The organism is Anditalea andensis, from assembly GCF_000714815.1.
In the GTDB taxonomy this organism is placed as follows: Bacteria; Bacteroidota; Bacteroidia; order Cytophagales; family Cyclobacteriaceae; genus Anditalea; species Anditalea andensis.
This window is the reverse complement of sequence record NZ_JMIH01000016.1, coordinates 171,813-184,572: the sequence shown is the minus strand read 5'-3', so window position 1 is coordinate 184,572 and position 12,760 is coordinate 171,813. Positions and strand designations below refer to the sequence as shown.

The following is a 12,760-nucleotide window of genomic DNA, read 5'->3' as shown; positions in this document are numbered from 1 at the left end:
GAAAAATCGAGTTATCTTATTTGAAACTAAACCGGATGTTAAGAGTATTAAATTGATTTATAAATATATTACAGACTTTACTTAAAGTTAAACATCTACTATATGAAAAGAATATACCATCAAATTTTAATGATGTGGGCTATTCTCCTAATGATTTCCTGCGGAAGGCCGGAGCAGCGGGAGAATATTGATTTTGAGAGGTGGGGAAGTTATTGGTTTCAGGGAAATGCTGAGATAAGCAGTTTTGACCTTATGCAATACCGGTATGGTGAAGCTCGGGAGGGGACTGCCGTACTAGTATACGTTACGGAAGATTTTTCTAGAAATAATCAGGTAAAATTAGATGATCCTCGGGGTGCTGGAAGGGATGCGCAGACGGTTTTGAAACTTAACCAGACCCGTAATTTCATCACCGGTATATATCCATATAGCATGATGACTTCCGTATTTACTCCCGTGAGGGAACTGTCGCAGGCCGTTAAAATTACCTCTAGTGTTCAGGAGTGGTGCGGCCAGTCTTTCATACAACTGAATCTTAGCTCTGGAAATAGCTATACGGGACAGCTCCATTCTTATTTTGAACAGGAAGGTGATGAAAGCTTTGCCATATCTGGGTTGGCTGAAGATGATCTATGGAACCTCATACGTATAGATCCGGACCAGATCCCTATAGGTGGAATCAATGTTTTTCCATCGATGATGTATCAGCGTTTTACCCATCAGCAATTGACTTCGGAAGAGGCTTTTATCCGTATCCAGGATATCACCCCGCAAAGGAGGCAGTTGGAACTTACTTATGGCTCGGGTAAGAGAACGCTGAAAATAGATTTCAGAAAGGAATTTCCCCACGAGATCATGGCTTGGGAAGAAATAGAAATAATGTCGAACGGACAGCAAGAGGTGAGCAGAGCTGAAAGAAAAGCTGTAAAGGTCATTGACTATTGGACCAGGAACAGTCTGGAAGATGAATACCTTAGAAGAGAACTTCAGTTACAGTAACCATGCAGATTTTGAAGGGAATGATATCATATATGATAAATTATCAGGAAGAACATTATGTACGTATTTATATTAAATGTCAAATAAGGCTGAAAAATCAAAGCTTTTTGCCAAATTGCAATTTAGTTGCGCATTACTAGCCGCTGTTTTATTTATACTTACTATACTTAAATTGTAATGACCTTATATTCAAAGATTTCTTCTTTATGTTTGCTTTTAATGTCTTTTTATCATGTGGTGAATGCACAGAATGATTCCTTTCATTTTGTAGGAAATGAAATAAAAGCAGGGGAGAAGATGGAGCTACTGCTGCCTATAAAAAGCGGAAATGATAGTACCGTCATTCCCATTACTGTATTTAATGGCATAGACAAGGGGGCTGTGCTAGGTATTACAGCAGGAGTACATGGCTTGGAATATGTACCTATCATGGCGGCCCAAAATCTTTCAAAAAAGCTGGATCCTATACAAATGAAAGGAACTGTCATTCTCGTTCATTTAGCTAACGTTCCTTCTTTTTTGCAGCGCAGCCTTAGGGTAAATCCTATGGATGGTAAAAACCTAAACCGCGTATTTCCCGGTAAGGAGGACGGCACCATAACTGAAAAGATAGCCTGGGTCATTTCCAATGAAATTATAGCGAAATGCGATAATTTTATAGATGTGCATGCAGGAGATGCGAATAATGATTTAAGGCCTTATTCCGGATATTATAATTATTTTGATCTACCAGAAACATCTGCCAAAGCAAAGGAAATGGCTTTAGCGTTAGGTTTCGACTACATAGTGCAGTTTGGTAACGAAGAAAGCCTTCAGGAAGAAGCCATTTATTGCTCAAGAGAAGCTACCAAACGCAATATACCTGCTGTAGATATTGAATGTGGGAGAAAGGGAATGGTAGAAGAAAAATACGTGATACAGGCCGAAAATGCCTTAATGAACCTTCTCCGGCATCTAAAAATTCTGGATGGTCCAGCAACCTACGTGGAAAATCCGGTACTGGTAGCCAATCGTACCTCTGTCAGCAGTGATCATGATGGATTTTTCTACAGTACACTGACGAGTGGGGATTATGTAAAGAAAGGTATGAAGCTAGGGTATATTACTGACTTTTTTGGAAATCACTTAACCGATGTCCACTGCCCTGTGGATGGACTTATTCTATACATGACCTTCAATCCACCTGTGGCAAAAGGGAATGGATTATTTAACATTGGACATATAGAGTAAGTAAAGTAGACTGGAGGAAGGAGAAAGTCCAAAGAGGATGATCAATAATTCTTTATTTATATAGTACTGTTTCTTTTAACCAGGAATATACAGAAGTATATGCTCCATACATCTTTTCCGAATTGCGAAAGGTTAACCACAGATTTTGCCAAATCTAACAGATAGGATAGATAGTAGGCATCAGTAGTGAAATGAAGATTAAGAAATAGACGACGCTGTCTTATAATCCAATTCAAGAACCTCAGATTTGGCTGAATAAAAATTGACTCAGATACCGACCCAAATACAACAGAGGCTGTCCATAGTTATGAGACAGCCTCTTTTAAAAACGTATGTTTCACTTGTATTATTTACTTGACTTCTTAACTAACTCCAGGCAAATCTATAATCTGTTAGCTCCTAATTTCTAGAATATTTTGGCACCAGATCCCAGTCTAATTCAGCAGGTAGGACCGCCTCAAAGACATACGGATAGAAAAACTCCGAGATTTCCCGGTGATATGCTTTTACTGATCTAAGGTAATTTACATGGTCTTCCAGATCCGTTTTGGCTATCCTATTAAACTGGTTCTGAAGAAATAAACTGGGAACAAAAAAGCCGATCTTAATACCCAGTTCCTGTCGTTTGGCCAGCTTGTCAAATAAGACAGCACTACTATTATTTGCTTCCTTATCTGCTGCAAACATCATGGCATAATACCACCCATAGGAAAATCTGTCTTCGGGAATAGGATAGTGGCTGTATTGCGGATAGGAAGTAAAAAAGGGGTCCATAACAATATTTTTTGGCATATCCCATTTTTCATGATACGCTTCACGCTGAACTACCGCAGTGGCCAATGCCTCTGGAATAGGGACAAGACTTGACACCAGGACATTGGCAAAAGCAGGAATTAATACCACTAAAAGCAGCCACACACTCAGCAATGTGACTGCATTAAAATTTGAATGCTGCCTAAATAAAACGATGATATATACGACCAGAAACCAGAAAATTATATAGGCAGTGGACAGGGTAAATATCAAAAATAAAGGTTGATCAATTGGTAGATTTAAAATTAAAACGGATAGGGTCAACAATAACCCCATCAATATAAATATGGGCAGGAATCTGACAAGAAACTTCATTAACAAAACCTTCATTTCAGATACCGGTTGAGAGGCTACCAGTGCCCAGATACCCGACTCCTGCTCTCCGGAAAGGATATTAAAGCAAAGTGAAATAATAAGCAGTGGAAATAAAAATATAATAACAAAACTCAAATCGAGATTACCTGAAAGAAGGGTGTTAGGATTAGAAAGTTCCGTATCATACAGCTGACCTTCTACGGCCAGCATTCTGACCTTAAGTGTATAGGCATTGATATCACGCTGCCCCACAGAGAATGCAGCCCACTTAGAAGGTTCGTTTTTGGTGTAGAAAAACTGATAATATAAAAGTGCCCCCACTTCTTGGTCAGCATTGTGTATAATGTGGGTACGGAGTTGATCCTCCTGGACAGCATCTACCTGATTGATTACTTTTTGTTGCTCAGCTATCAGTATTTTTCCATGAAATATAGCATAAACACCTATGATAAAAACTATGGCAAAACCCAGCCAAGTAATGCGACTGCGTACAAATTGTTTGCCTTCTAGAGTGAATGTTTTTTTGAATGGGGTCATTATATAGCAGAGGATTTATTAGCGAGAAATGAAGTAGTACCCAATAAAAGTGATATCCAGAATATCAAAGATGCTACTGTTAAGGCCTTGTTTTCAGCTGCCCATGATATAGACCTGGATTGATAGCTAAAGGTATCATATTCTTTAAAAAGGTCATTTTGGACCCGTTGGGCTTTATCGTTTTGGGCTTTTATTTCATATGTATGTATATGGTTTAGCCACTGAGTCTGCTGATACCGGTATGCTTCAGCTTGTTTCTGGAAATCGACATAATGTTCCAGGTCCGTACCTGCTACCAGAATGGAAGCGTTTCGTATCATCAGATAAGGGTTAATAAAGCTCAATATTTCGGCAAAGCTGTTCTGATTTTGATAGGTATGGATAAGTCTGTCAAAGTGCCTGTTGAATAGGGATGCAGAAATTCTTTCCCCTTCCGCCATGACATACCCTGAGTAATTAAAGGGGAGTTTGTGTACCGAATCTACGCCATATTCTGCGAGGGTAGCTGCTTTGAAGGCTGCATAATGTGGGTCATCTGGATTATGCGAATCTCCTTCTTGGCTAAGGTCAGCCTCTATTTCCCTTTCAAATTCCAATTTGGAAATAGAAGGATAAAGTTTAGTTCCTATGGTTTGGGCCATTTTAGGCATGATGACCGCACTGAACATCCATATGAGAATCAAGCTTATCAATGCATGTCCTGCTTTTTTGGAATGGGCGGAAACCAGTACAGCCGTACTTGAGCAGATGCCAAAATAAACAGCATACAGCAAAAGGATTGTTCCACCTCTGATAAAGATATCTGTAGATACTGATTGGGAATTCCATAACAGTTCGCCTATAAATCCAATTAAAATTAAAGGCAGAAACACAGCTGCTGTGAAAGAGAAAACCCCCACGATTTTACCCCAGACGATAGTCTTCATAGATATGCCTTGGGTGAGCATTATTTTTAGTATTCCGTTTTCCCTAAGGCTGGCCACGGTACTGAAACCTATGAAAAATATAAAAAGTGGTGTCAATAACTGCAATACCATTGCCATACTCAGTTCACCAAACCGTAGCATACCATTAGAAAAACCTGCTTCACTAAGGTTGACAGTGTTTTGACGGTGTGCTTCCAAAAACACTGAATTGCCAACAAAGCTTTCAATACCAAAATCAAAAAAGCTCAATGCTGATTTTTCTCTAAAAGCCAAATATCCATAATGGGCTACCCGGTGGGGATGTCGGTCGGGTTGTGACATCCATTGGTCTTGGACTTCAAGCTGATATTTCTGACGTACTTCGTTTTGCTTACTGGTCAGATCTAAACCTACATAAGCGGCTAATAGTAATATTCCTGAAAAGACCATGATCAGGAACACAGCAATTTTATTTCTTGCCAATATTTTCCATTCGTTTTTAGCGATAATCAATATTTTTTCCATAAGATATTTTTCAAGGAAGGGAGAGACCTATAGTGCAGTCCCTTTCATACATATTAGAAGTTGTAAGTTACGTTCAGCATGGCGTTTCGCGGCGCAGCAGGATATAATCTGGTATAGTTAATAGCTCCCAACCAGTATTCTTTATCAAAGATGTTGTTTACATTGAGTGCCATCTGCATGTTTTTCACGCTATAATAGATAGCTGCATCTGCAACAGTGTATGCGGGGATCGTGAAATCTCGTGTAAACCAAGGGATTTTTTCTCCTACATGATTAGCTCCAAACCCAAATCCCAGACCTTGGACAGAAGGATGAACAAAATCATATCTACCCCATAAACTGAAATTGTTGGTAGGTGTATTTTCTTTTCTCAATCCCATTAAAGCGTCCACATCTTCAATAATCCTGGCATCTATATAGGCATATGCCACATTTACCTGAAGATTGGGTAGGATGTTACCGATGATTTCTGTTTCCGCACCCTTATAGCGTTCTCTTCCCCGCTGTCGGAGTAGGTTTACATTGCCTGGATCGTTGGCACTGATCAAAATGTTTTGCTGATTGATTTCAAAAACAGCTAAATTCCCTTGTAATGCGCCACCAAACCATGTTGTTTTGGTCCCAAATTCAATCATATTGCTCATCAAAGGATCAAAAGGGCCCCCTGCTTGGGGGTTAACAAGGCTAGCTGTAGACTGGGGCAGATAACTCTCCGTATATACCCCATATGCATTGATGTTATTACTTGCCAGATACGTAAGGCCTATGCGTGGCAGCAATGCCTTTTGGGTAACTTTATCTTCGTTGGACAACCGGTAGTTTATTAAATCCGTATAATATTCCTGCCTCAATCCTAAGTTTAGGATGAACTTGTCTATACGACTTTCATTCATCACATAAAACCCATTGCTAAAATAAGCCGTAGGAGCAAAATCTGACCTTTCCAGAAAATAATCACTCATGTTTTTTATCAGGTATTCAGGATTTTGAAGATCAAAGTAGGGTACATTTGGAATAGGAGCCCTGACCCCTGCAAAAGTCCCATATTGATATAATTGGGGGGTTGATGGGTCATATGTATTGATGGCTCCTGTACCATCGGCATTAATAAATCCTCTGCCAATATTTTGAGCAGCACCTCTAATTACATGATAATGGATGTAATCCGTTCCCACCACCGTATTGTTCTTAAGCTTTCCAACTTCTTTCTGAATATTGATAAAAGCATTCACGTTATTCGTATACCACTTTTGCTGTCTTTGAAAGAACTGCATATCCACCAGAGAAGGGATGCTGTTTCCAGAGGAATCTCTTGCAAATATATTTGATGTCCGGTGCTCAGATAAGTCTTCATTCCATCCCTGTTTCATATAGGAAACATTCAAGGATGCTTCTTTGGAAAATTCATGTACCAGATTCAGCATGAAAGAAGTTTCCTGTGTGTGGTAATGGTCATTGGAAGCACCAATGGCAAAACTTAATGGTGTACTGTTTAGGTTGGTAACCCCGGCCGTTGCCCCAAATATTGGCTGGCCCCTATCCAATCTGGAATTGTCCTGACTATAAGTCATTTCCAGGTTTATTCTTGTTTTGTCATTGGGCACATAAGAAAAAGAAGGGGCTACTAATATGGCTTTTTTAAATTGTAAATCCCTATAACTCAAAGCATCTTCATATCCTATATTTAACCGGTATAGGAGCGTCTTCTCTTCATTAATAGGGCCTGTGAAATCCATGGCTCCCCGCATGGTATTAAAACTTCCTGCGGTCAAACTTACTTGTTGACGGGCTTCTACCAGGGGCTTTTTAGTTACCATATTGATACTGCCTCCAGCATCTGTATTTGAAAATGTCATAGATGCTGGTCCCTTGATTACTTCGACTCTTTCAATATTGGTGCTGAGTGGCTGATTGAAGTAAATCTGGGAAGTCCTCATTCCATTGACCAGACGATTTTCTATACTGACTGCGTTTTGAGTTACACCCCTTATGGCATAGTGATTATAAAAACTTACAGTAGATACACCGCTTACATTTTTCAATACTTCGCCTAACCTGAATGCCTGTCTATCGGCAATCAGTTCTTTGGTAACGGTGGAAATGCTCTGGGGAATTTCTGAATTTCGGGTAGCAATTTTCGTAGCGGAGAAGTTATAATCACTGTTATACAATTTGGAAACACGCCCGGTTATCTCTACAGTCTGTAGCTGGGTCACTTCAGGATGAAGCAGTATTTCCAAAAAATCACCATCAGGATAAACTATTAATTTTTTGTATCCTATATAGGAAATTTGGATAGGGCCGTGACCCTCCAAATTAAAATGACCTTCTGTATCGGTCACAGTGCCGTTATCTGAATGAAGCAGCTGTATGGTAGCGCCGATGATCGATTCTTTGGTAACTGCGTCTGAGACTTTACCTGATATGATCTGCTGTCCCTGTAGGTAGAGGGGAGCAGATAATAAAAACATGAATAGAAATTTTTTCATATGGCTTATAGGAGCCTAAATACATTAAGCTAGTCCTGGGAGAATCGTATTAGACTGTCTGTAAGTAGAGTTCTTCCAGTTCGTTTGCAGTGATATCTTTGGACTGCATGGTAGACACCATCTTTCCTTCTTTCATGATGCCTATGCGGTGTGCTACTTCTTTGGCTCTGAAGATATCATGGGTAGCCATAAGGATGGCTGTTCCGTTGGCTGCAAGCTCTTTTAATATCAATGAAAATTCATTTGAAGCTTTTGGATCTAAACCTGATGTAGGTTCATCCAGAAGCAGAGCTTTTGCTTTTTTGGCTATAGCAATGGCAATCCCTACCTTTTGCCGCATACCTTTTGAATAGCCTCCTACCATCTTATGGTAGGCAGTCTTTTGTAGTCCTGTTTTGGTTAAAAAATTGCTTAGTTGTTCTGTAGTGTACCTAAAGCCAGCTAAAGAAGAAAAGAATTCAAGATTTTCTATGCCTGAGAGATTAGGGTAAAGCATTACAGTTTCAGGCAAATAAGCGATATGCTTTTTCGTTTCCAGTGCATTTTCTGAAACTGTAATCCCATTTATGCTCGCACTACCGCTGCTAGGCGCTATAAAACCCAGAAATAAGTTTATGGTGGTAGTTTTACCGGCTCCGTTTTGTCCTAAAAGGGCAAATATTTCCCCTTCATTAATGGTAAGATTTAGTTCTTGTAGGGCAGGATGGCCAGAATAATTTTTAGTAAGATTTTTAGCGTGTAGCATAACGTAAAAAAAGGGTTTGCAATTTTGTTGCAAAAATATAGGTATAATTTTTAAAAACAAATGGTTTTAAGGGTGTCACCGGAAATATATTGATTTATCTACTATTAAATCAATAGGCCTATAAAACAGATGATATCATCTGTTGATATTTTGTTTTCTAAAGGTCAGAGTGATTCCGCTTTGGCCGATAACCATCCCATTATGTAAGCTTTTACCCATGCGGCGATTTCATATATTTTATTCAACATAAATAATACCTTTTAGATAGAGATCATCTTCAGTTATGTAAAGTTGTTTAAAACTTTTTATGAATGATAGATTATTTAATAAATTTTTTGTCTAAGTTTAGGTAAATTTTATTCCTATGATTTTCAGAAAGCTATTATTGATCATAAATATCATTTTTGTGAATGTTGCATATGGGTCAGAACCTATAGTCAATTTGGACCAACACGCTATAATTCCACAACCGAGATCTGTTATTGGTAAAGGAGGCACTTTCCAAATAGACAACAAGACCAAAATAGTGGTTGACGGAAACGAGGAAAGGATAGATTATGCAGTAGGATTTTTTCAACAGCTTATCAAAAGATCTACAGGATTTACTTTGCAAAGAAGCAGTGATAAGAGGGCAAGGAATAATGTTATTTATTTTAAAATAGACGCTTCTTCGGGCATACCAGTTGATGGTTATACCTTAGATATAGACGATAACCATATCAACATTATAGCCTCCACATCTTCCGGGCTTTTTAATGGCGTACAGACTTTGAGACAGATTATGCCTAGTGATATAGAGCGTGGAAAGACTTCAGGAAAGAAGAAGTGGGTCATACCGACGGGAACCATAGAAGACGCTCCTGAGTATGGATATAGGGGAGCGATGTTAGATGTGGCCCGGCATTTTTTCTCAGTTGAAGACGTAAAACATTTTATAGATCAGATTGCTAAATATAAGATCAACAAGCTACACCTTCATTTATCGGATGATCAGGGCTGGAGAATAGAGATAAAATCCTGGCCATTATTGACAACTGTAGGCGGCGCTACAGCTGTGGGCGGAGGAAAAGGAGGCTTTTATACGCAGGAGGAATATAAAGATATAGTAGCCTATGCCCAGACCAGGTTCATCACCATTATACCTGAAATAGACATGCCGGGTCATACCAATTCTGCCTTGGCAGCATACGGTATTTTGAATCCGGGAATTACGGTACCTGAAGATGGTATACAAAAGGTAGACCGAAGAGCAATGGGAATAAAGGATGATGAAGATGCCACACATCTGTATACAGGTATGAAGGTAGGTTTCAGTACCCTTGATACTAAAAAAGACATTACTTATCAATTTGTCGAAGATGTCATTCGCGAGTTGTCTGCTATAACTCCCGGTCCATATATTCATATTGGTGGGGATGAATCACATGTGACTAATATGGAAGATTATATACCTTTTATAGAGCGGGCTCAGCATATAGTAGGCAAATTTGGAAAGAAAACAATAGGATGGGATGAAGTAGCCCATGCCAGATTGGAGCCATCAAGTGTCGCCCAATATTGGGCAAAATCAGAAAACGCGAGAAAAGCCGCTGATCAGGGAGCCCAGATATTGATGTCACCCTCTACCAATGCTTATTTGGATATGCAGTATGATACCACTACACAGCTAGGCTTGCATTGGGCTGCCTATATAGAGATAGATGATGCCTACAATTGGGAGCCAACCACCCTGGTAGAGGGCATCTCCAAAGAACAGATTATCGGGGTAGAGGCACCATTATGGACTGAAACCATTACCAATAGGGAGGAACTGGAATATATGGTATTTCCCAGAATCACTGCTATAGCGGAGATTGGGTGGACCAAAACTTCTTTGCGTAACTGGGAAAGCTATAAAACCAGACTTATACAGCATACCAAAAGGTGGGATATAATGGGCATCAACTATTATAAGTCGCCACGGTTACAATAATTCTACCATAAACCAAACAGTGCCTAGGCCATCTATATCCGAAAGATTAGATGGCTTTTTCTTTGATAGTTCCCTTATATTTTTTTTTAAGGTATTGTTAATTTTCCTTGATATTTTGTTGGCAAATGTTAAATTTACAGATACTTTTTATTACTGATTCATACGCTTTTCGAATTATTAACAAACATAGGGGTACAATCAAGAATATATGGAATGACAAAAAATAATGATGATGGTAATAGTTTACTATGGGAGAAAATTAAAACCGGCGATAGAACAGCTTTACGTTCTCTCTATGAAATGCAGTTCAAAAACCTTTTAGCATATGGTCTATATATCTGTGATAAATCAGATTGGGTAGAAGATGCCATTCATGATGTATTTGTAGACATATATCAATATAGAAAAAATCTAGCACCTAATGTTAATATAAAGTTTTACCTGTTTTCATGTCTTAGAAGACGGTTAGTAAAGTTAAGCAGCCGAAAGGTGACCGTAGATATCGATAATCTGAACGAGCTTGACCATCCATCTTTTTCGACGGATAGCAGTGAAGTATTTTTGATAAGAAAGGATACCGAAGAGCAGGTCTTATTGGCCTTAAAAAATGAATTTAACGCTCTCACCGAACATCAAAAAGAAATCATGTATTTGAGGTTTGTTCAAAATTTAAGCTATGAAGAAATTGCTAAAGTAATGTCTATATCGCCATCATCGAGCAGGACATTATTATATAGATCCATAAAGATATTAAGAAGTAAATTACAGTTTTTAGGGTTGGATACTTTGCCTAATGTAGAAATGTCTGGATTGAAAAATGCCATATTCTATATTATTGGTGGTTTTTTTATTCTACTTAACTTATAAAGTAAATTCGCTTTAGGCATCTGCTCATTTTAAGCAGCAGAAACATTTCAATAGGATTACTATAGAATTCTGGATTTGCACTTATGAATAGCTGTAAATCAATCAGCTAAATTATTGAAAAAATTATTTCATTTTTTTTTTAAATCAGTGTCTACATAATGCCATAAGCGTACTCTCTTATATTATAGAGGTTAATAAACAGCATATAAATGGCCATAGACCCAAATCATTCAGACAGGGAACCCAACTTTGGGAGGTATAAAGACTACTTTTTGGACTTATTTAAACATCCACTGACAGAAAAACAGGTTCAAACCAGTCATGATAAAACCTGGCAAAGGATTGAAAAAACATTAAACAAGAGCAATAAACATAGGAAGCTCATTCCGCTCAGCATAGCAGCATCTGTATGCATACTTATCGCTTCATCCATTTGGATATTTTATCCCAGTTATTCTGGTGATTCGTTGGAAGCATTGGCAGAACAGTTTTCTATAGACGGACTACAGCAGACGCAGCTAATCTTCTCAGATGAAGAACCCATATTTATAGATGAAGATGAATCTCAGATACGCTATTATAGCAATGGGGAAATGTCTATCAATAATAAATCTAATGAAAAGGCTAATGCTATAAATTCCTTAATCGTCCCATATGGCAAACGATCAAATATAGTACTCGAGGATGGGTCTCGTGTATGGATCAATTCAGGCTCTAAATTAATCTACCCAGCAGTATTCTCAGATAATAAGCGGGAGGTTTTTCTAGATGGGGAGGCTTATTTTGAAATACATGAAGATGCTTCTAAACCATTTATAGTGAAAACCAAAGCAATGGATGTCAGTGTATTGGGGACGGGCTTTAACGTCAGTGCTTATGGCAATGATGATAAAATATCTACCGTGTTAGTCCATGGCAGTATAGCATTTAGTACTAGCAAAAAGGCTTTTTTTAACAAATCCCAACTTTTAAAGCCTGGCGAAAGGGCAATTCTCAATACTGTCGACCATACTGTGAATATAAAAAAGGTGGATATTGAATATTATGTTTCCTGGAAGGAAGGATATATGAAATTTAACAATAATAAGTTACAGCACATAATAGGGAAACTGGAAAAGTACTATGATATAAAAATCAGCATAAAAGATCAGGCCATCCTGGCCCAAACTTTTACGGGAAAACTGGATTTAAAACAGGACATCGAGGAGGTAATCAATATTATCTGCTCTACTTCTGCACTTACTTATTCCAAATATGAAAGGAGGTTTATCCTGGATAGAAAATAATGCTATAATATAAACCAACATACGGGAAAGTGCGCCAACACCTCCCCGTATGACCTTCCTGACTCTCTAACCGGCAG

At 38.5% G+C, this 12,760-nt stretch carries 9 protein-coding genes; 5 read left to right on the top strand and 4 right to left on the bottom strand.

All coding sequences use genetic code 11. From position 1 onward, the window contains the following. The first annotated feature begins 102 nt into the window (after positions 1-102). Together EL17_RS09165 and EL17_RS09160 are read left to right on the top strand one after the other, a co-directional pair. Positions 103-999, top strand: coding sequence for a hypothetical protein (locus EL17_RS09165; RefSeq protein WP_035072885.1), 897 nt, complete (start codon positions 103-105; stop codon positions 997-999). 219 nt (positions 1,000-1,218) lie between these two features. Beyond that, entirely contained in the window at positions 1,219-2,229 is a 1,011-nt protein-coding gene (locus EL17_RS09160) for a succinylglutamate desuccinylase/aspartoacylase family protein (protein WP_051719899.1), read from the top strand. A gap of 399 nt (positions 2,230-2,628) precedes the next feature. Here EL17_RS09160 and EL17_RS09155 read toward each other — a convergent pair whose 3' ends face one another. The 4 genes from EL17_RS09155 to EL17_RS09140 form a co-directional block, all read right to left on the bottom strand. Then, entirely contained in the window at positions 2,629-3,894 is a 1,266-nt protein-coding gene (locus EL17_RS09155) for a DUF3526 domain-containing protein (RefSeq protein ID WP_035073432.1), read from the bottom strand. Then, the gene (locus tag EL17_RS09150) at positions 3,894-5,324 is read right to left on the bottom strand and encodes an ABC transporter permease (protein WP_035072882.1); all 1,431 of its coding nucleotides are present in this window, start codon (positions 5,322-5,324) and stop codon (positions 3,894-3,896) included. The genes EL17_RS09155 and EL17_RS09150 overlap by 1 nt, the downstream gene beginning before the upstream one ends. Before the next feature lie 53 nt (positions 5,325-5,377). Next, positions 5,378-7,795: a TonB-dependent receptor gene (locus EL17_RS09145; protein ID WP_164675018.1), complete on the bottom strand. Its 2,418-nt coding sequence runs from the start codon at positions 7,793-7,795 to the stop codon at positions 5,378-5,380. Between the two features lie 67 nt (positions 7,796-7,862). Further along, positions 7,863-8,558, bottom strand: coding sequence for an ABC transporter ATP-binding protein (locus tag EL17_RS09140; RefSeq protein ID WP_035072878.1), 696 nt, complete (start codon positions 8,556-8,558; stop codon positions 7,863-7,865). Positions 8,559-8,922: 364 nt separating this feature from the next. Between EL17_RS09140 and EL17_RS09135 the strand changes: the two genes are divergently transcribed. The 3 genes from EL17_RS09135 to EL17_RS22610 all read left to right on the top strand — a co-directional run bounded on the left by EL17_RS09135 (position 8,923) and on the right by EL17_RS22610 (position 12,683). Then, positions 8,923-10,530, top strand: coding sequence for a beta-N-acetylhexosaminidase (locus EL17_RS09135; RefSeq protein ID WP_035072876.1), 1,608 nt, complete (start codon positions 8,923-8,925; stop codon positions 10,528-10,530). 213 nt (positions 10,531-10,743) lie between these two features. Next, a complete protein-coding gene (locus tag EL17_RS09130; protein WP_035072873.1) occupies positions 10,744-11,397 on the top strand; it encodes an RNA polymerase sigma factor in 654 nt (217 codons plus the stop codon). Between the two features lie 209 nt (positions 11,398-11,606). After that, positions 11,607-12,683 (top strand): FecR family protein, encoded by a 1,077-nt coding sequence (locus EL17_RS22610; protein WP_051719898.1) that lies wholly within the window; start codon positions 11,607-11,609, stop codon positions 12,681-12,683. Positions 12,684-12,760 lie beyond the last annotated feature (77 nt).

Excerpts from the sequence above, each read along its gene's own strand:
- EL17_RS09165 (WP_035072885.1), top strand. The coding sequence starts at position 103 with ATGAAAAGAATATACCATCAAATTTTAATGATGTGGGCTATTCTCCTA.
- EL17_RS09160 (WP_051719899.1), top strand. The coding sequence starts at position 1,219 with ATGTCTTTTTATCATGTGGTGAATGCACAGAATGATTCCTTTCATTTT.
- EL17_RS09155 (WP_035073432.1), bottom strand. The coding sequence starts at position 3,894 with ATGACCCCATTCAAAAAAACATTCACTCTAGAAGGCAAACAATTTGTA.
- EL17_RS09150 (WP_035072882.1), bottom strand. The coding sequence starts at position 5,324 with ATGGAAAAAATATTGATTATCGCTAAAAACGAATGGAAAATATTGGCA.
- EL17_RS09145 (WP_164675018.1), bottom strand. The coding sequence starts at position 7,795 with ATGTTTTTATTATCTGCTCCCCTCTACCTACAGGGACAGCAGATCATA.
- EL17_RS09140 (WP_035072878.1), bottom strand. The coding sequence starts at position 8,558 with ATGCTACACGCTAAAAATCTTACTAAAAATTATTCTGGCCATCCTGCC.
- EL17_RS09135 (WP_035072876.1), top strand. The coding sequence starts at position 8,923 with ATGATTTTCAGAAAGCTATTATTGATCATAAATATCATTTTTGTGAAT.
- EL17_RS09130 (WP_035072873.1), top strand. The coding sequence starts at position 10,744 with ATGACAAAAAATAATGATGATGGTAATAGTTTACTATGGGAGAAAATT.
- EL17_RS22610 (WP_051719898.1), top strand. The coding sequence starts at position 11,607 with ATGGCCATAGACCCAAATCATTCAGACAGGGAACCCAACTTTGGGAGG.